This window comes from Streptomyces sp. NPDC002838, assembly GCF_040295365.1.
In the GTDB taxonomy this organism is placed as follows: domain Bacteria; phylum Actinomycetota; class Actinomycetes; order Streptomycetales; family Streptomycetaceae; genus Streptomyces.
Window position 1 is genome coordinate 1 of the sequence record NZ_JBEOVF010000042.1, and the last position, 20,398, is coordinate 20,398.

Below are 20,398 nucleotides of genomic sequence, written 5' to 3' on the forward strand. Positions count from 1 at the left end.
GCATGCGAGCCGGAGCACGGAGCGCGGTTCGGCGTCCGAGGCGCCGGCACGGCTCAGCACGGCCAGCGACTGGTTGACGGCGACGTCGAACGTGGTCGAGAAGGAGACCGCCGGAGCCGCCGCCCGCCATACCTCCGGAGACGTTGTCGAGGTCGACGTCGGACATCTCGGCCGTTTCCACCTGAGGAATGAAGTTCATGACGCGCGGTTCCTTTCGCATAAGAAATTCTCTACGGCGGTCTTCGCCCGATTCCCGAAACGGGAACCCGTTCCGGGCGGCTCGCGCCATGCGCAGGATCGAAGCACGTCGAAGAGGAGACGGCCAGTCGCCCGCCGTCGATGCGGAGGGTGTTCCGGCATTTCGCTTCACGAGTGTGAAACCGCGGTCACCGAATTCACCAACTCCTTCACGTTAATTGCCGCCACGCTGCACCTTCAGGCGTTGCCAAGAGGTTTCCAAGACGGACACTCCCCCACCAAAACGCCGGGCGGCGGCACAACTGTGACTACCGTTCAGGTTCTCCTCGACTTATCGGTGAACGGTGTGCAGGTTTGCGGTTTTTCCGCCGACGGCAGCGATGGCTCAGCGGAAGTTCACGTCGCTGCACAGGAAGTAGGTCTGGTCCATGTGCGACGCCTGCCAGATCGTGTAGACGACATGGCGGCCACTGAGGCCTGACGTGCTCACGTCGATCGAGTAGTTCTGGCTGGGGGCGTAATGGCCGGTCCTGGCGACCAGCTGGAGGTCGTCCCAGGTCAGTGGCTGGGTTGCGGGATCGAAGCCCTGGCGGGTGACATAGACGAGGAAGTAGTCGGCGCCATGGCTGGCCTGGTCGTACAGGCGCACGGTGAAGTCGCTGCCGACGTCCGTCGTCTTCCAGGAGCCCACGGCGTCCAGGGAGTTGTACCGGCCACCTTCCGTCCGGCCGCCGCTGCACAGCTGCCCGTCGGGGACGACCGCCTCGAAGTTGCCGCCGGAGCCGTTGCGGTACAGCCCGTTCCAGTTCCACATGGCGTTCGGGTTGTCCTGCCACGCCTGCCAGCACATGGGGTCTTCCTGCGCCATGGCCGGATTCTGGAAGTCGGATCCCCATCGGAGCCAGCAGCCGTAGTTGCGGGATGCCGGGTCGACGACCGAGCCGTGGGCGGCAGCGGTGCCGCTCCAGGGGATCAGGCAGAGCAGCACTGCGGCGAGCACGCTCAGAGCGAGTGTCGGGCGAGGGCGGACCCCCTTGGTCCTATTTGATCTGCTCATGACAAATCACGGTCTCCTGCCTACCGAGACGGCGGGTACGGGTTGGGTGCGAGTCGCGCATGGGAGCGCTCCCGCACTTCCAACCTGCGCCCCCCGAAACAGGGCTGCAACACTCGATTGCGCCACTTTCGGGACCCCGTTGGCGCGTTCGACTCGTTCGACGTGTGCCCGCTGTCGTCGGTACAAGGGGTCGGGGCGCCCTGAACGAGCGGGCGCCCCGAATCGTCGCTCTACCGCGCGCCTGTCGCGGCTACAGCGTGCGCTCCAGGCGCTCGGCCACCAGCTTGACGAACCGTGCGGGTTCCTTGGGCTGACCGCCCTCGGCCAGGACCGCCAGGCCGTGGAGCAGTTCGGCGGTCTCGGTGAGCCGCGTGCGGTCCTCGCTTTCCTTGTACGCCTGGTTCAGGCCCTTCACCAGCAGATGGTCGGGGTTGAGTTCGAGGATCCGCTTGGCGCGCGGCACCTCCTGGCCCATCGCGCGGTACATGTTCTCGAGCGCCGGGGTGAGGTCGTGCGCGTCCGAGACGACGCAGGCCGGGGAGACGGTGAGACGCGACGACAGGCGCACGTCCTTGATGTCCTCGTCCAGGTGCTCCTTCATCCAGCCGAGCAGCCCCGCATACTCCTCGGTCTGCTTCTCCCGCTCGCCGTCGGCCTTCTCGTCCCCCTCGGTGCCGAGGTCGATCTCACCCTTGGCGACGGACCGCAGCCGCTTGCCCTCGTACTCGCCCACGGCGTCGACCCACACCTCGTCGACGGAGTCGGTGAGCAGCAGAACCTCGATGCCCTTGGCCCGGAACGCCTCCATGTGCGGGGAGTTCTCGATGCTCTGCCGGGACTCGCCGGTGAGGTAGTAGATGTCGTCCTGGCCGTCCTTCATCCGCTCCACGTACTGCTTCAGCGTGGTCGGCTCGTCGTCGCCGTGCGTGGTCGCGAACGACGAGACGGCGAGGAGGGCGTCGCGGTTCTCGGTGTCGGTGACCAGTCCCTCCTTCAGGACGGCGCCGAACTCCCGCCAGAACGTGGTGTAGCGGTCCGGGGCGGACGTCATCATGTCCTTGACCGTGGACAGGACCTTCTTGGTCAGCCGGCGCTGCATCATCCGGATGTGGCGATCCTGCTGGAGGATCTCGCGGGACACGTTGAGCGAGAGGTCCTGCGCGTCGACGACTCCCTTGACGAAGCGGAGGTACGGCGGCAGCAGCGCCTCGCAGTCGTCCATGATGAAGACACGCTTCACATACAGCTGCACCCCGCGCCGGCCGCCCTGCGTGAACAGGTCGTGCGGCGCGTGCGACGGGACGAACAGCAGCGCCTGGTACTCGAAGGTGCCCTCCGCCTGGAGGCGGATCGTCTCCAGCGGCTCGCGCCAGTCGTGGCCGATGTGCTTGTACAGCTCGTGGTACTCGTCGTCGGACACCTCCTCGCGCGAGCGCGCCCACAGGGCCTTCATCGAGTTCAGCGTCTCGGGTTCGGATGCGGTGTCCCCGTCGCCCGATTCCGGGACGAGCCGGATCGGCCAGGTGATGAAGTCCGAGTACCGCTTGACGATCTCCTTGATCTTCCAGGCCGAGGTGTAGTCGTGGAGCTGGTTCTCGGGGTCCGCCGGCTTGAGGTGCAGCGTGACGGCGGTGCCCTGCGGCGCGTCGTCGGCCCTCTCCAGCGTGTACGTGCCCTCACCGCGTGACGTCCAGCGGGTGCCCTGGCTCTCCCCGGCGCGCCTGGTCACCAGGGTCACCTCGTCGGCCACCATGAAGCCGGCGTAGAAGCCGACGCCGAACTGGCCGATGAGCCCCTCGGCTCCGCCCGCCTCCTGGGCCTCCCGCAGTTCCTTCAGGAACTTGGCCGTGCCCGAGTTGGCGATGGTGCCGATGAGTTGCCCGACCTCGTCGTACGACATCCCGATGCCGTTGTCCCGCACGGTGAGGGTGCGGGCGTTCTTGTCGATCTCGATCTCGACGTGCAGGTCGGACACATCGGCGTCGAGCGTGTCGTCCCTCAGCGCCGCGAGACGCAGCTTGTCCAGCGCGTCGGAGGCGTTGGAGACGAGCTCGCGCAGGAAGACATCCTTGTTCGAGTAGACCGAGTGGATCATCAGCTGCAGGAGCTGACGGGCCTCTACTTGGAACTCAAACGTTTCGGTCGACATGGTTCGCGTGTACCTCACAGGTCCCTGAGTCGTCGCCGGAAATGGCGCCCAGTCACTGTAAAACACCAAGTCGGGGCGGAGTCACCGGCTTCCGGAAGCGGCTGGCGGTCCTCTTCTGCTCAACTCCCCTCTCGCGTACCGTCGTTGCGTCCGAAGTGGCCAGGGTGACGGAAGGGTTACGGGGTTTTCATGGGCAGAGGTCTGCTTTCGCTGGTTCTCGCCGCAGTCACGGGTGCCGCGCTCCTCACGGCACCGGCGGCCGCCGCACCGCCTCCCCCACCGACGGACGTGTACCGTCCGGTGCGCGGGCCGTCCGCGCCGGCGGAGTACCGCTACCTCCAGAAGACCGTGCCGGGAGAGTCGATCCCCCGCCACGCTCACGATCTCGCGGCGGCGCAGGCCCGGGAACTGCCCACCGTCGGCGGTCGCTGGAAGGGCGTCGGCCCCACCAACATCGGCGGCCGGATCGTCTCCCTCGCGCTCGACCCGAAGCGCGCCGACACCCTCTACGCGGCGGCCGCGAGCGGCGGGCTGTGGCGCAGCACCGACGCCGGGGGCACGTTCCACTCGGTGTGGCCCGACAGCTTCACGCAGGCCATGGGCGCGGTCGCCACGGCACCGGACGGCACCCTGTACGTGGGCACCGGTGAGCCCAATCCGGGCGGCGGGAGCATCACGTACGAGGGCACGGGGATGTACCGCAGCAAGGACGGGGGCCGGACCTGGACGCCGATCGGCCTGCGCGACTCCGGCGCGATCAGCGCCATCACCATCGACCCCGCCAACCCCCGCCGTATCTATGTCGCCGCGGCCGGATCGCTGTACAACGGCGGCGGCGACCGGGGCGTGTACCGCTCGGAGGACGGCGGCGCCACCTGGGAGCGGATCCTCGCCGGCGCCAACGAGTTCACCGGCGCCACCGAGATCGTGCTGGACGGCGACCGCATGTACGCGGTGCTGTGGGACAAACGCCGCCGCCCCGATCTGCGGACGTACGGCGGTGTGGGCTCCGGCGTCTTCCGCTCCACGGACGGCGGCGAGTCCTGGCAACGGCTCGGCGGCGGCCTGCCCGCGCAGGGCGCGGACGTGGGACGCATCGGCCTGGGCGTCGCCGGCGACCGGCTCTACGCGATCGTGAACAAGGCGGGCGGCTCCTTCGAGGGCTTCTACGGCTCCACCGACGGCGGCGACAACTGGACCCGCACACCGGACAACCAGGCCCTCACCGCCTCGCAGTCCAGCTTCGGCTGGTGGTTCGGCAAGGTGTGGATCGACCCCCGGGACACCGAGCACGTGCACGTGGCCGGGGTCGCCCTGCTGACCACGAAGGACGGCGGCGGCACCTGGACGGCCGACGACACGAGCATGCACGTCGACCACCACGCCATGGTGTGGGACCCGCGCCGCCCCGGCCGGGTCTACCTCGGCAACGACGGCGGCGTCTACCGCTCCGACTCCGGCGGCGACGGCGGCTGGGTCAAGTCCCGCCACCAGCCGTACACCCAGCTCTACAGCGCGGCGATCAGCCCGCAGGACACCACCCGCGTCTCCGGCGGCGCCCAGGACAACGGCTCGCTGCGCTCCTGGGGCGGGGAGAAGTTCAACGAGTACCTCGGCGGCGACGGCGAGGAGAACCTGATCAACCCGACCGACGTGAACAACGTCTTCGCCTGCTACCAGTACGGCAACTGTTTCCGCTCCACCGACGGCGGCGACACGCTCACCTACTTCGCCGACCGGACGACGTATCAGCGCCGCAACTGGTTCACGCCGATGGAGTTCGACCCGCGCGATCCGAAGGTCCTCTACTACGGCTCCGAGGTCGTCAACCGCTCCACGGACGGCGGCGATACCTGGCAGGCCATCAGCCCCGACCTGTCCGGCGGGCCCGGCTCCGACCCGCTCTACGCGAACTACGGCACCATCACCTCGATCGCCCCGGCGGGCGACGGACGCACCGTGTACGCCGGCACGGACGACGGCCGCGTCTGGGTCACCAGGAACCTCGGGGCGACCTGGACGAAGCTGGCCGAGGGACGCCCCTGGGTGACCCGCGTGGTGGTGGACCCGAAGAACCCGAACCGGGTCTGGACCACCCACTCGGCCTACCGCTCCGGCTCCCCCCTCCCCCACGTCTACGGCAGCACCGACGGAGGCAGGCACTGGCGGAACCTGTCGGGCAACCTCCCGGCGGCGCCCGTCAACGACCTGGTCGTCGCGCGGGGCGGCCTGCTGTACCTCGCCACCGACCAGGGCGTGTTCACCAGCCTCACGGGCGGCGGCCGCTGGCTGCGCCTCGGACGCGGCATGCCGCAGGTGCCGGTCGACGACATCGAGTACGACGCGGGACACCACCGTCTGGTGGCCGCTACGTTCGGCAGGGGCTTCTACGAACTGACCACTGTCTGAGTCGTGTCGAGTACCACGCAGCCGCCCGGCGCCGACCAGTGCCGGGCGGCTGTTCCGCGAACCGAAGCGGTCTGCGGCCCTCAGGACGGTTCCGCGGCCCGCACGCGGGCCAGTACGTCGCGGATCATGTCGGCACTGATCAAGAAGGGGTCCCGGGCGATCTCCTCCGCTCGCTCGGGCTCGCCCGCCGCGATGGCCTCGTACAGGGCCGCGTGCCCCTCACCGGCCCGATGGAAGTGGGACCGCTCGCCCTTGCCCCACGGCTCGATCGGGAAGCCGAGGCCGATCGGGGTCAGCAGCTCCCGGCTGAGCAGGGCGATCTGCGGATTGTGGGTGGCCGCAGATGCTCCGGTGGAACGCGCTGTCGGCGGCCTGTTCCTCCCGGGGAGTGCGCGCGGACAGGTGCGCGGCCAGGGCCTCCCGCATGGGTTCGAGGTCCTCGGGACGTCGGCGTCGAGCAGCTGTCGCGGCCACCATGCCTCCGAAAACCTCACCCTGCGCCAACGCCACCACGGCCCGTCCGCCACAGCCGCAGGCCCAGCGGGAGTCGCTGTGTCGCCCCATGTCGGCCAGCTGATCAAACCGGCCGAATGACGCAGCGGCCTCGCCGGTTGCCCGATGCCCTCCGGCTGCCTTGCGCTCGGCACCGCCGCACTCGCCGAACGGGCACAGTACGGGCGCCGCAGGATTCGGGCAGGTTCGGCCCCGCCGGGATTCATCGTCGCTTCTCGGCCGGGCCGAACACCCTCTACAAGGCTGCTCGCCGGAGCGCCTGCTGCCTGAGCTGCCACACGCCCTCAAGCCGCGACAGCGTCGTTTGGGGCTGCTGCCGCAGGAAGGCTTCACGCCGGGCCGCGAGCGTGGCGCGCAGGCCGCTCTTGGCGTCGCAGCGCCGGTCCGCCGTGGCGGCCGCGCGCTGGTGGCGGTCGAGTGAGGCGGGGCTCATTCCTTGGGCGGCCTTGGCCTTCAGCGACTGGATCAAGGCCGCGGGGGTCTGCGCCTTTCTTCCGTCCGTCACCATGCACCGCTGCCACCGGCCAAGTGCCGTCTGATACTGCCGGTCGTGGGCCAGGTAGCTGTTGAAGAGTTCGTTCACGTCCTGCGGTACGAGGACGTCTTCGAACGCGGCGCGAACACTGCCGTACAGGTGGGCCTGTGTCCGGGCCGTGCAGCCGCCGGTGGCGTAGGACCCCTTGTCGCCACTGGGCAGTGTCAGGGGGGCCGCCTGGTCGGCCGGCCCGTTGAGAGCGGTGACGTAGCGGTCCTGTTCGGCGGAGGGCAGGGAACGCACGTACTGGTCCTGCGCGGGTTCGCCCGAGACTCCGCCGCCCTTCTTGAGGGGCACCCCGTAGCCGGGCGATGAGCCGGATCCGAGCACGTCGGCCGTGGTGACTCCGGACGGCGGCTCCGGGCCCGCGCTCGTGATCAGGTACCGCAGGCCCAGTTTCCGCATGCACCGCTGATCCAGCAGTTGCTGGGCGTTGAACAGCCGCCAGCGCTGCCGCAGCGTGGTGGCGTCGTTGGTGAGTACGGCGGCCGCGCGCTCGAGTGTCCGCGCCGAGGGCGCCGCGGGGTCCGGCCGGGAAGCCGGGCCCGCGGCGCATCCGGCGACGCAGATCAGGACTGCGGCCAACGCGATCACGGAGAGAACGGTTGCCGTTTCACGGACGGTCATCCGTGGCGAAGGGTGGTTCATGATCAGCCTGCCAGTCATCTGTTCGCCGGTCGGGACTGTTCAGTAGTGGCAGTTCCAGCTCCACTCGTTGCTGGAGATCTTGTCGTTGATGTTCGCCGAGCTGTTGCCCCAGTACACCTGGGTGAAGTAGGGGTGGCGCCAGCCCTTCGGGAGGCAGCGTGAATGGACGTAGTGACCCGGTTCATCCCAGACAACGACGCCCATGCCGCTCGTGCCGTTGTTGAAGCCCGACGAGGCGCAATTGGACCAGGTGCCCGACTGACAAGCGGACTGGTAGAAGCTGCCCCAATCGGGATTGGTGTCGCGGAACTGGCCCCTGGGCCCTTGGTAGTTGCCGTCGACCCAGACGCAGAAGTACGTCTGCGGACAGTCGGTCCAGGCCTGCGGCGACACATCGGACGAGCCGCTCCTCTGCCCGGGATCCGCAGCGGCGGCCTCGGCGGCAACCGGCGACGAGAACTCCCGGTCGAGGTCGGACGCCTGCGCGGCGCCGGGTATGGCGGTTAAGGTCAGGGCGGCGACGCCCACGGCCGCCACAGCGGTGGCGAGTCTGTTCTTGATCACTGGTTCTCCTTTGTTGTGTGGTGGTGCCGGTCGTGGCTGAGGGCGGTGGCGGCAAGGACGCCGGTGCGGGCGCACTCGGCTTTTGGCGACGGCCGTGCGTACTTCCTGCCGCCGACGCGCTGCGGTGTCCGGCACCGATTGCTGGTTGTCCACGCGGCCGGCCTGTGCAGGTACCGGGCGCGCGATTCGCCTCGATGCCAGGAGGCCCGTCGTTCACACGGTGTGACGTGAATGTGGGCAGGAACCTTCCCTAGGCCTTGCTTCACTGGTCAGCGCGGGCCAGCTGGCGCGGGCGGCAGCTCAGCGCACGGGATGGAGTTACGGGGCGCGGACCGATCGGTGGTGGACCTGGGTCCGGTCAAGCGGCGCGCGGTGCCTTGACTGCCGCACACATCGCTGACCAACGCTTGTTCTGGCCGAGGACGCGACCATCACCGCGACCATGATGCAGAACGTGGGACCGGTCCTCACTTCCCTTCAGCCAACCAAGGACGCAGTCGTGCGCATTGGCGCCATACTGATCGTCAAAGTCGATTGGGAGGTCAGAGTCCTTCAGCTCACCGCGGCCCAACAGGCAATCTTGGACCACAAGCCGCAAGTCGCTACGTCACCGCGTGACGTGGTCGGCGCCATCGGCCTGCTCGCCGCATCGGACGGCCGAACCGCACCGGAACCAGCACCACAAACAAGCAAGGGCGAGATGCCGGCCAGGTCTTCGATGGCCTCCACCCACATTTTCAGCTCTGCGCGCGACTGGTTGCAAGCAACGCACTACGGGCGAACGCCACCGCGGACGCCTCGGCACGGCGGTCGCCGTCGAAGTGCAAGCCCTTGATGCACAATGGCGGGCCGCGGAGGATCTTTCCCATCTCGTTCCTCTCCTGAAGTGCTGATGCGGGTTGCCGCAGACGTCCGGACCGGTTGGCCGCAGCGCGAGAGCGGGCTTGGCGTACGAAGCGCGAACACCCGACGGCCAACACGGCGAGGACAGCCGTGGGCAGGATCGCGCGTCGCATACTTTCCCCCGTGGTTGCAGGCTTCGGAGGCTCGAAGCCTTCGGTGTTCATGCGTGGTTGCCCCGGTCGATGACCGTAGGTGCGATCCCCGACTTCCTGGGACCATTGCGTGCATCGGGGCTCGCCAGTTCGTGCACAACGCGGCAGTAGAGTGCCCGTGCGAGCGGGGGCAGCTGGGGGTGCACCGGCATGACGGAGAGCAAGGGTTTCCGTTTAAGTGGAACAGAGTCGTTCGAGGCAGCGATCTCGTCCTTGTTCGGTTCGCTGCGGGTCACGGATCCTGGCCCACCGGCGTTCCAGGCCGTGGTCGACCACGTAGCCATCGGGTCAGTGATTGTGGCCCGCATCCAAGCCGCTGCCGCGACGGTGACACGGGACACCCGTAGCATCACCTCCACCGACGTGGAGTGGATGCACCTCACGCTGCACCGCTGCGGCCCGGTCGCGGTGACCCAGGACGATCGGACCACCGCACTGAAACCGGGTGAACTGTTCGCCTGTGACAACACCCGGCCCTACCGGATCATCGGTGCCGAGCCCAGCGATATGACCGTGCTCTGTGTTCCCCGTGCGAGTCTCGGCAAGCAGGCGGACTCCATAGGCCGGCGCACGGCACTCCCCATATCCGCTCAGGACGGTATCGGCAGGCTCCTCCGCTGCGCACTGTCCGGGATGGACGAGGACCTCCCCCGTCAGGGTGTGGCGCGCACGTATCTGGCCGACGCGCTCACCGCGCTCCTGCTCGCCGCTTTCGTCGACACCACTCCCGAGCGGGCCTCCGTCGCCAGCGACCTTGTCGATCGTATCCGCGTCTATGTACTGGCCCACCTTGGCGACCCCCTGCTCGGTGCGGAACGAGTCGCACGTCGGCACCACATCTCGGTCCGCCACCTCCATGCGCTTTTCAGAGGCAGTGACCTGACCTTCGCCGCCTGGGTCCGGCACGAACGCCTGCTACGGATCCGCCGAGACCTGCTTGACCCCGCCTTCGCAGACCGCTCCACGGCCGCGATCGCGGCACGGTGGGGAGTGCTCGACACCAAGCACCTCGGCAGGGCGTTGAAACGGGAGTTCGGCGAAACCGTCAGCGACCTACGCCGCGGGCAACAGGACGGCTAAGTGGCCGGGGTGTGGATCGCTTCGAGAGAGGGTCCGCAGACTGGCCACCCGAGCTGGGCTGCGGGGCCGCTCAGGCGCTGGCCAGCGACCGTCGATCTCTGCGCTTGAGGGAACAGCACGCGCGTCGAATGGTTCGCCCATGACCTCGGCGTGGTCCGTCACGTGTCGGATCGGATCGCCGTCATGTACCTCGGCGAGATCGTCGGACTCGCCGAGACCGAAGCGCTGTACGACGCCCCCGCCCATCCGGGCACGCGGGCGCTGCTGTCCGCGGTCCCGGACATCGACGACGGCACCCCCGTGGCGGACGTACCGCGCCGGGAACGCATCGTCCTCACCGGGGAAGTGCCCAACCCGGTGGACAAGCCGACCGGGTTGCGCGTTCCGCACCCGATGTCCTTACGCCCGCGAACGCTGTGCCCGGGAACGCCCCGGACTCACGCGGACGCCCTCCGGCCGCTACACCGCCTGCCAGTGTCCGCACATCGGCTGACCACCCGCCGGCTTCCCTGTCTCGGGGGGGGGATCACCGGCCCGGATCCACCCAGGCAAGGCCGTCCTCAGAGGCCACCAGGCCTCCGGCCCGCACGGGTTGCTCCTCCTCCAGGGGTCCGCCGAACATGCCCCGTTCCTGCAGGATCGCGCCTTCCTGGAACACCTGGCGTACGGTGGCGGACTCCATGAGCGGGTTGCGCAGCCCGTCGGAGCCGGGAAGACGGCCCACGGCCCGGTCGAAGTCGGAGGAGGCGGCGGTCAGGTGCGCGCCCGCGGCCCCGGGCCCGGTGAGCGACGCGTCGCCGGACGCCAGGCCGCCCACCAGCTCGACGAACGCCTCGAGTTCGGTCGCGCCGACGTTGGTGATCTTGCGCGCCTTCCAGAAGTACGACCGCTCGTCCTGGTGCAGGTCGTAGAAGGAGACCAGGAACTCGTAGAACAGGCCGTATTCGTGCCGGTAACGGGCCTCGAACTCGTCGAACAGGCGGCCCTCGTCCAGCACTCCCGCGAGACCGCTGTTGATCGACCGCGCGGCGAGGAGGGCGCCGTAGGTGGCGAGGTGCACGCCGGAGGACAGCACCGGATCGACGAAGCAGGCCGCGTCACCGACCAGCACCATGCCGGGCCGCCACAGCCGGGACTTCCAGTACGACCAGTCCCTGCGGACCCGGACCTCGTCGTACGGCGCCTCGGTCGCCCGGGGGACTCCCCCGAGGAGGTCCCGGACCTCGGGACAGGCTTCGATCAGGCGGCGCCAGGCGGCCGCCGGGTCCCGCTGGATCGCCGCGGCGTTGTCCTGGCTCACCACCGCGCCGACGCTCGTCAGGTCGTCCCGCAGCGGGATGTACCAGATCCAGCCCTCGTCGAAGGCGGCGCAGAAGATGTTGCCGTCGTTCGGCGCGGGAAGCCGCTCGCCTCCGGCGAAGTAGCCGAAGACCGCCATGTTCCGGAAGAAGTCGGAGTACGTCCGCTTCCCGCCGACGTGCGAGTGGATCCTGCTGCCGTTGCCGGAGGCGTCCACGACGTACCGGGCCCCGGCCTCGCGGGTCTCTCCGTCGGGGCCGGTCCAGCGGACGCCGCGGACCCGCTCCTCGTCGGCGAGCACGCCGGTGACCCGGCAGCCCTCCCGTACATCGACGCCGACCCGGCGGGCGTTGTCCAGGAGGATCGCGTCGAACCGGGACCGCTCGACCTGGTAGGCGAACGAGGTCGGATCGGCCAGCCGGGGCGACAGCGCGAACGAGAACTGCCACGGGTCCCGGCCGCGTCCCCAGCGGAAGGTTCCGCCGCGCTTCGGCTTGAAGCCCGCCGCGGCGACCTCGTCCTCGACGCCCAGGATGCGGCACACGCCGTGCACGGTGGAGGGGAGCAGCGACTCGCCGATCTGGTATCTCGGGAACGTGTGCCGCTCGACGAGGAGGACACGGTGACCCTTCAGGGCGACCGCCGCCGAGACGGTCGCCCCGGCCGGACCGCCTCCGACGACGATGACGTCGTACTCCTCCATGTCCTTCGAGTGACTCACCGGTCTCCTTCCGTCGTGCGTGCGTCGATCCACGTACGGATCGCCGACGCCGTGGTCTCGGCGTGCTCCCGCATCATCGTCAGATGGTCGCCGGGGACGTCCACGACGTCGTGCGGCACCGGCCAGGACGTCCGCCAGCCGTCCCCGTCCTCGGCGGCCGCCATGGCCGGGGTGGGCTCCAGCGGGCGGACCAGGAGCGTGGGGGTGTCGACCGGCTCGGGATCCCAGCCGAGGAAGACGCGGTAGTAGGCGCCGATCGCGGCCAGGGCGCTGTCGTCGACCCCGGTGACGACGGGCTCTGCGAGGTTCCGGGAGACCGGGGCGCCCAGGGACAGCAGCCAATCCTTGTCCATGGTGTCCTCGTTGACGTGGTACGTGTCGATCAGCACGAGGCCGGTGGGTGCGGTACCGATGCTCTCCAGGCAACTGGTCACCTCATGGGCGATGTTGCCGCCCGCGGACCGTCCGACGATCACGAAGGGCCTGTCGCCGACGTGCCGCAGCACGGTCTCGGCATGCGTACGGGCCAGTGCGGCAGGGTCCTCCGGCACGGCGGCGCCCCCACCGATGCCGGGATGGGGGAACTCCACCACGTCCAGGTCGCCCTGGAAGCACGAGTGGAAGCGCGGGTACTCGCCGCCTTCGGACGCGTACGACGGGTGGTAGGCCGGGAAATAGACGACGGTCGGCCGACCGGTGCCCCGGCGCCCGCCGGCGCGGCGGATCGGCGGCAGGGCGTGCTCGCGCGCTTGTGCGGCGGTGAAGGTCGGCAGGGCCCAGGACGCGGTGACCAGCAGGTGCATCGCGGCCACCGGACGGCCGCTGCCGCTGACCTTCCCGAACAGCGAGGAGAGGGTGTGCACGGGCCGTTCCCCATCCGGGGCGGGCCGTTCCGCCTCCGAGGCAGGCAGGGAGTCGTCCAGCAGGCCGAGCAGACGGCGGGCCAGATCCTCCGCCGTGGGGTGCTCGAACACCACGGCCGCGGACAGCCTGAGTTTCAGGGCCAGGCTCAGCCGGTTGCGGATCTGGACCGCGGTGAGGGAGTCGAAACCCAGGTCGGCGAGGGCCTTGCCGGTGGGCAGCGCGTCGGCGTGCGGATATCCGAGGACCGCGGCCACGTCGGCGCGCAGCAGCCGCGTGAGCGCCGCCTCCCGTTCGCCGGCCGGCAGCCCGGCGAGCAGCGTCCGCCAGGCCCCCGGCTGCAAGGGCTGCTCCGGGCCGGGCGCGGAGGTTCCGCCGCCCGAGGCGGTCGGCCGGGCCGGACGCACCAGGCCTCGCAGCAGCGGTGGCAGGGGCTGTCCGGCGGACCGAAGGGCGGCCCGGTCCAGCAGGATCGGCGCCAGCACGGGCACGTCCGCGCCCAGCGCCGCGTCGAACAGCGCCAGACCCTGCTCCGTGGACAGGCCCGGGAACCCGCCGCCGTCACGGGACCCCGGTGGTGCCGCCATGCCTTCGCCGTGCTCCCACGGGCCCCAGGCCAGGGAGACCGCGGGCAGCCCCTGTGCGGTGCGTTGGCGGGCGAGGGCGTCGAGAACGGAGTTCGCCGCCGCGTAGTTGCCCTGGCCGGCCCGGCCCAGCAGGCCCGAGGCCGAGGAGAACAGGACGAACGCCGACAGATCCAGGTCCCGGGTCAGCTGGTGCAGATGCCAGGCCGCGTCCGCCTTGGGCCGCAGTACGGTCGCCATCCGCTCGGGAGTCAGCGCGGCCAGCACGCCGTCGTCGAGCACCCCCGCCGCGTGTACCACACCGGTCAGTGGAGGCTCGCAGTTCTTGATCACCTCGGTCAGAGCGACGCGGTCGGCCGCGTCACAGGCGACGATCCCGATCTCGGCACCCAACTCCTGCAGGGAGCCGCGCAGTTCTTCGGCGCCCGGTGCCTGCGGGCCACGGCGCCCGGTCAGCAGCAGATGCCGTACGCCGTGGCGGGAGACGAGGTGCCGGGCGACTTCCGCACCCAGTGCCCCGGTGCCTCCCGTGATCAGCACTGTGCCGTCCGGACCGAAGGCGGGGCGGACGGAGCCGGGATCCATGCCCCCGCCGAAGGACGCGGTCAGTCGTGGCACCGTCACCTGTCCGGCGCGGATGCTCAGTTGGGGCTCCCCGCCGGCCACCGCGGCGGGGAGCAGCCGCAGGGATTCGGGCCGTCCGTCCACGTCGGCCAGGACGAGGCGTCCGGGCAGTTCCGACTGCGCGCTGCGCACCAGCCCCCAGACCGCGGCGCCGGCCAGGTCGGGCACCGGCGCGGTGGCGTCCCGCGTCACCACCACGAGTCGCGCCCCCGCCGTGCGCGGATCGTCCTGCCAGTGCTGCAGCGCCCGCAGCACCCTGCCGGTCAGCGCGTGTACGGCGGGCAGCGGATCGGCGTCCGCCGGCGGGCCGAGGGCGGTGACGACCACGCACTCGGGGTCGGCCGGATCGTCCGTCCTCCCGATGCCGGGGAGGACCCCGCCGAGGTTCAGCTCGTCCGGGCCGAGTACCGCCCAGCGCACGGCGTCCGTGTGGTCGGGCAGTTCCGCGCCGATCCAGTCGGGGCGCAGCAGGGCTCGTCGTACGACGTCGTCCGCCGGACTCGCCTGCCCGGCCGGGAGTTCCCGAATGGCCAGGGAGTCCACCCGGGCCACCGGACGCCCCATCGGGTCGGTGAGGGTGAGCGAGACCGTGTCCGGGCCGACCGAGGTCACCCGCACCCGCAGCTGCGACGCTCCGGCGGCGTGCAGGCGCACACCGTTCCACGCGAACGGCACCCGGGCCGGGCGGCCCGGCTCGGGTTCGGGCGCGGCGAGCAGCGAGGCGTGCGACGCGGCGTCGAACAGCGCTGGGTGGAGGCCGAACCGGCCGGCCTCCGCCGCCTGCGACTCGGGCAGCCGGACCTCCGCGAAGAGTTCGTCGCCGCGCCGCCACACCGCCCGGACACCCTGGAACGCGGGCCCATAGGCGAGACCGGCGTCCGCGAGGGTGTCGTACGCGCCGGTGAGGTCCACCTCGGCGGCGCCCCGCGGCGGCCACTGCCCCGGCTCGGGCTCCGCAGGCCCGGTCCCGGGCTCCTCGGTCGCTCGGCCCAGCAGCCCGGTGACGTGCCGGGTCCAGGCGGCCTCGGCGTCGTCTGCCGCGGATGCGTCGGAATCGTCGGACTCGTCGGACTCGTCGGACCGGGAGTAGATGTCGACCGGTCGCCGCCCGGAGTCGTCCGTCTCGCCGACCACGACCTGGACGCGTACCCGTGCGGTGCCGGGCAGGGTGAGCGGCGACAGGACCACGAGTTCGTCCACGGTGGCGCGGCCCACCTCGTCGCCCGCCCGGGCCGCCATCTCCAGGAACACCGTCGCGGGCACGAGGACCGTCCCGCCGATCACATGGTCGGCGAGCCACGGCTGGGTCACGGTGGACAACTGCCCGGTCAGCACCGTCCGGCCGGTGCCCGGCACGGCGAACGCCGGGCCCAGCAGCGGGTGTTCCCCCGCGGCCGCGGCCGAGCCGAGGGGCGGGGCGTCCAGCCAGTACCGCTGCCGCTGGAAGGCGTACGTCGGCAGGTCCACGCGTCGCGCGCCGGTGCCCGCGAACACCGCGGACCAGTCGACGCGCGCCCCGCGCACCTGGAGCCGGGCCACGGCGGACAGCAGCGTCTCCGGTTCCCGCTCGCCGCCGCGCGTGGCCGCGGCGAGGACGGGTCCGCCCCGCGCGGCGAAGGAACCGTCCCCGTCGGCCAGGCAGTCCTCGGCCGCCGCGGTGAGCACGGGGCCCGGACCGAGCTCCAGGAAGGCCGCGACCCCGTTGTCCCCGAGCCACCGCACGGCGTCGGCGAACCGCACCGGCAGCCGCGCGTGCCGCACCCAGTACTCCGGGGAACACAGCTCCCCCGCATCGGCCTGCCGGCCCGACACGGCGGAGACCACCGGGATCCGTGGCGGCCGGAAGGTCAACTCCCGGGCTACCGCGCGGAATTCGTCGAGCATGGGTTCCACGAGGGGGGAGTGGAAGGCGTGGCGCACCCGCAGTCGTACGGTCCTGCGGCCACGCGCCGCGAACCCGGCCGCGACGGCGAGTACCGCGTCCCGCGCGCCGGAGATCACCACGGAGCGCGGCCCGTTCACGGAGGCGATCGCCACCCGGTCCCCGGCGTCCGGCAGCGCGGCGAGGACTTCGTCCTCGGTCGCGTCCAGGGCCACCATCGCACCGCCGTCGGGCAGCGCCTGCATCAGCCGGCCGCGGGCCGCGACGAGTGCCGCCGCATCGGGCAGATCCAGGACGCCGGCGACATGGGCCGCCGCCAGCTCCCCCACGGAGTGACCGGCCAGGTGGTCGGCTCGCAGCCCCCAGGACTCCAACAGCCGGAACAGGGCCACCTCGAAGGCGAAGAGGGCGGCCTGGGTGAAGTCGGTACGGTCGAGCAGAGCCGCCTCCGGTGAACCCGGCTCGGCCTCCGTCACCGTACGCAGCGGGTGTTCGAGACGGTCGTCCAGTTCCCGGCAGACCTCGTCGAAGGCCGCGGCGAACACGGGGAACACGGCGGTGAGTTCGGCTCCCATGCGGGCTCGCTGCGCGCCCTGGCCGGTGAACAGGAACGCCGTACGGATGCCGGTGTCCGCCAGGCCCCGCACGGTTCCCGCTGCTGTGCCCTCGGCGAGCGCTCGCAGCGCCTGGAGCATCCGTGCCCGGTCGCCGGCCGGGATCATCGCCCTGTGGGTCAGGGTGGGCCTCGACACCGCCAGGGAGAAGGCGATGTCGGCGGACGACAGGCCGGGCCGGTCCGCCAGATGGGCCGCGAGCCGTCGTGCCTGGGCGCGCAGGGCGCCTTCGTCGGCTCCGGAGAGCGGCCAGGGCACGGGGAGCGGGGAGCTCACCGCGTCTTCGCGGGAGCTCCGAGGGGTCTGTGTCCCGGGAGTCGGCGGGGGCTCTTCCAGGATCACGTGCGCGTTGGTCCCGCTGATCCCGAAGGCCGACACGCCGGCGCGCCGCGGCCGGTCCGCCGACGGCCACGGCCGGGCCGCGGTCAGCAGTTCGATCCGGCCGGAGGACCAGTCCACGTGCGGCGAGGGCTGATCGGCGTGCAATGTCCGGGGCAGCTCCCCGTGCCGCATGGCCTGCACCATCTTGATGACCCCGGCGACCCCGGCCGCCGCCTGGGTGTGCCCGATGTTCGACTTCACCGACCCCAGCCACAGGGGGCGTTCGCGGTCCTGCCCGTACGTGGCCAGCAGCGCCCGCGCCTCGATGGGGTCGCCCAGCGTGGTGCCCGTACCGTGCGCCTCCACCGCGTCCACGTCGCCGGCGCGCAGCCCCGCGTCGGCCAGCGCCCGCGTGACCAGCCGTTCCTGTGCCGGTCCGTGGGGTGCGGTCAGTCCGTTGGACGCGCCGTCGGAGTTGACGGCGGAACCGCGCAGCACGGCCAGCACGGGGTGGCCGTTTCGCCGCGCGTCGGACAGCCGCTCCAGCAGTACCAGGCCCACGCCCTCGCCCCAGGCGGTGCCGTCGGCCGCCGCCGAGAACGACTTGCAGCGGCCGTCGGGTGCCAGGCCGCGCTGTCGGCTGAAGGCGATGAACGGCTTCGGCGTCGACATCACGGTGACCCCGCCGGCCAGGGCCAGGGAGCACTCGCCCGAGCGCAGCGCTCGGGCCGCCATGTGCAGCGCCACCAGCGAGGACGAGCACGCGGTGTCGATCGTGATCGCCGGACCGCGCAGGCCGTACACGTAGGAGATCCGGCCGGAGGCCACGCTGCGGGCCGAGCCCAGACCCAGGTGCGCCTCCAGATCGTGGGTGCGGTGGAAGCGGGAGGAGTAGTCGGAGTGCATCACGCCGACGAACACGCCCGTGTCGCTCTCGCGCAGCGAAGCCGGGGCGATGCCGGCCCGTTCCCACACCTCCCAGGAGGTCTCGAGGAGGAGCCGCTGCTGCGGGTCCGTGGCCAGTGCCTCCCGGGGCGAGATCCCGAACAGGCCGGCATCGAACTCCGCGGCCCGGTGCAGGAATCCACCGCTGCGGGTGTACGAGGTGCCGAGGCGGTCAGGGTCGGTGTCGTAAAGGCGGTCCAGGTCCCAGCCCCGGTCGGTGGGGAACTCCGAGATCGCGTCCCTGCCCTCCGACAGCAGCTGCCACAGTTCCTCGGGAGAGTGGACGTCGCCGGGGTAGCGGCAGCCCATCGCGACGATCACCACCGGATCCTCGCCGGGCCGTCCGGGAACCGACCGCGCGGCGGAGGTGCGATGCCCGGCCGCCGGGTCGAAGAGGGCGGCACGCAGGTACCCGGCCACGTCGGACGGGGTCGGGTGGTCGAAGACCAGCGTCGTCGGCAGATCCACGCCGGTCGCCGCGCCCAGCCGGTCGATCAGCGTGACGGCGCCCACGGAGGTCAGCCCGAGATCGGTGAAGGGGCTGTCCGCGTCGAACGAGTCGAGCGGGTCGTCCGGTGCGCGTCCGCGGACCGCGGCCGTCTCGGCGAGCACCGTGTCGCGCAGGACGCGTTCCTGCTCCTCCCGCGCCAGGGTCAGCAGCCGCTCGCGCAGGGAGGCGTCGGCCGCCGGGGGCGGGGCGGACCGGGCGTCGGATGCGGGACGGGCCACTCCCGGGACGACCGCATGGCGGGCGATCTTGCCGGAGGCGGTGCGTGGGACGGCGGCGATCTCGTGGATCTCGACGGGCACCTTGTAGTCGGACAACCGGGTGCGGCACTCGGCCAGCACCCGCCGCGGGTCGATCCCGTCGGGGCCCGGTACGACGAAGGCCACCGGGACCTCGCCGAGGACGTCGTGCGGCCGGCCCACGACCACGGCGTCACTCACGCCGGGACAGCGCAGCAGGGCCTGTTCGATCTCCGTGGGGTGGATGTTCTCGCCGCCGCGGATGATCAGCTCGCTGACCCGGCCGGTGAGGGTGAGGTGGCCGTACTCGACGCGGCGGCCGAGGTCGCCGGTGCGGTACCAGCCGTCCAGCAGCGCGGCGGCCGTCGCCTCGGGCTGGTTGTGGTACCCAGTCATGAGCCCCGGCCCGCGCACCCAGATCTCGCCCTCGTCGCCGTCCGCGACATCGTTGCCACCGCTCGGATCGACGACCCGAACGTCCGTGCCCGGCACCGGCGGTCCGCAGGAGCCGTCGACCCTGGGCCCGTCCGGAGGGCTCACCGCGATCATGCCGCAGGTCTCGGTACTGCCGTACGCGTTCAGCAGCGGCGCCCCCATGGTCTCCTCGACCGCGGTGCGCAGCGACGGGGGACACGGTGCGCCCGCCACGACACACAGCCGCAGCGCCGGGCGGGAGGACGACGGGGCCTTGCCGGCCGAGGACATCAGCCGGTGATACGTCGTGGGAACGCCCGCCAGCACCGTGAAGGGGCCGCCGAGTTCTTCGGGCGGCGAGTGGAGCTCCTGCCACAGGCCACCGGGCGGAAGGTGGTCGCCGGTGATCCGGGCGCTCGCGCCGACGGCGGTGACGCCCAGGATCGCGAGGGAGTGCCCGAAGGAGTGGAACAGCGGCAGCGGCCAGAGGACCCGGTCCTCGGACGAGAGCCCGAAGATGGGGGCGTAGACCGCCGCAGGCGACCACAGTGCGGCGCGCTGCGTGAACAGTACTCCTTTGGGACGGTGGGTGGTTCCGGAGGTGTAGAGCATCCAGGCGGGGTCGTCGAGCCCGAGGCCCTCGCCGGGCGGCCCACCGGGGTCCGCGGACCCGTCGTCGCCGACGGCGGTCCGGAAGAGGACGGTGCTGTCGGGGGCGTCCGCCGGAACGGGGCCGGAACCGGTGAGCAGGACGCCCAGACGGTCGTACTCGGGCCCCAGACGCCTGAGTTGCGCCAGATGCGCGGCGTCGGTGACGAGGACCGAAGCTCCGCTGTCCCGCAGGAAATGGGCGAGTTCGGCGTCGGAGGAGCGCGGGTTGAGGAGGACGCCGACCACCCCCGCCCGTACGGTGGCCAGGCAACTCTCCACCAGCTCCACGCGGTTGCCCAGGCAGATCGCGACCCGGTCGCCGCGGCCGAGGCCCGTCCGGGCGAGATGCCCGGCCAGCCTGCCGGTGCGCCGCTCCAGCTCGGCGTAGGTGACGCTCCGTGAGGAGTCGGAGAACGCGACCCGCTCCCCCGACAGCTCGGCGTGCCTCCTCAGTAACTCCGGTAACGGCCGGACCAGCTCGTCGTGCCTCATATCCCTGCCTTCCCGGCGCTCGGCCGCAGGCCAAA

10 protein-coding genes are annotated in these 20,398 nt (G+C 71.1%); 3 read left to right on the top strand and 7 right to left on the bottom strand.

Translation table 11 applies throughout. The annotated features are described in order from the left end of the window. A partial coding sequence (locus ABT063_RS37950; RefSeq protein ID WP_351065022.1) for a hypothetical protein occupies window positions 1–679 on the top strand: 679 nt, incomplete at its 5' end. On the opposite strand, the gene ABT063_RS37955 is transcribed toward ABT063_RS37950, so the two are convergent. Continuing rightward, window positions 584–1,255, bottom strand: a complete 672-nt coding sequence (locus tag ABT063_RS37955; protein ID WP_351065024.1) for a lytic polysaccharide monooxygenase auxiliary activity family 9 protein — start codon at window positions 1,253–1,255, stop codon at window positions 584–586. The two genes, ABT063_RS37950 and ABT063_RS37955, sit on opposite strands and share 96 nt — an antisense overlap. Before the next feature lie 250 nt (window positions 1,256–1,505). Beyond that, window positions 1,506–3,404, bottom strand: a complete 1,899-nt coding sequence (gene htpG / locus ABT063_RS37960) for a molecular chaperone HtpG (protein WP_351065026.1) — start codon at window positions 3,402–3,404, stop codon at window positions 1,506–1,508. Window positions 3,405–3,593: 189 nt separating this feature from the next. On the opposite strand from htpG, the gene ABT063_RS37965 reads away from it, so the two are divergent. Beyond that, the gene (locus ABT063_RS37965) at window positions 3,594–5,813 is read left to right on the top strand and encodes a WD40/YVTN/BNR-like repeat-containing protein (protein WP_351065028.1); all 2,220 of its coding nucleotides are present in this window, start codon (window positions 3,594–3,596) and stop codon (window positions 5,811–5,813) included. A gap of 80 nt (window positions 5,814–5,893) precedes the next feature. Here the strand turns inward: ABT063_RS37965 and ABT063_RS37970 are convergent, their stop codons facing one another. The 3 genes from ABT063_RS37970 to ABT063_RS37980 all read right to left on the bottom strand — a co-directional run bounded on the left by ABT063_RS37970 (window position 5,894) and on the right by ABT063_RS37980 (window position 8,073). Further along, on the bottom strand, window positions 5,894–6,307 hold the full coding sequence (locus ABT063_RS37970) for a hypothetical protein (protein WP_351065030.1): 414 nt from the start codon (window positions 6,305–6,307) through the stop codon (window positions 5,894–5,896). Window positions 6,308–6,561: 254 nt separating this feature from the next. Next, window positions 6,562–7,488 (bottom strand): hypothetical protein, encoded by a 927-nt coding sequence (locus ABT063_RS37975; protein WP_351065032.1) that lies wholly within the window; start codon window positions 7,486–7,488, stop codon window positions 6,562–6,564. A 60-nt stretch (window positions 7,489–7,548) separates the two neighbouring features. Then, window positions 7,549–8,073, bottom strand: coding sequence for a peptidase inhibitor family I36 protein (locus ABT063_RS37980; protein ID WP_351065033.1), 525 nt, complete (start codon window positions 8,071–8,073; stop codon window positions 7,549–7,551). 1,205 nt (window positions 8,074–9,278) lie between these two features. On the opposite strand from ABT063_RS37980, the gene ABT063_RS37985 reads away from it, so the two are divergent. Further along, window positions 9,279–10,208: an AraC-like ligand-binding domain-containing protein gene (locus ABT063_RS37985; RefSeq protein ID WP_351065035.1), complete on the top strand. Its 930-nt coding sequence runs from the start codon at window positions 9,279–9,281 to the stop codon at window positions 10,206–10,208. Between the two features lie 526 nt (window positions 10,209–10,734). Here the strand turns inward: ABT063_RS37985 and ABT063_RS37995 are convergent. Beyond that, on the bottom strand, window positions 10,735–12,210 hold the full coding sequence (locus tag ABT063_RS37995) for an FAD-dependent oxidoreductase (RefSeq protein ID WP_351065140.1): 1,476 nt from the start codon (window positions 12,208–12,210) through the stop codon (window positions 10,735–10,737). A gap of 14 nt (window positions 12,211–12,224) precedes the next feature. Then, window positions 12,225–20,363: a type I polyketide synthase gene (locus ABT063_RS38000; RefSeq protein ID WP_351065037.1), complete on the bottom strand. Its 8,139-nt coding sequence runs from the start codon at window positions 20,361–20,363 to the stop codon at window positions 12,225–12,227. Window positions 20,364–20,398: the final 35 nt, after the last annotated feature.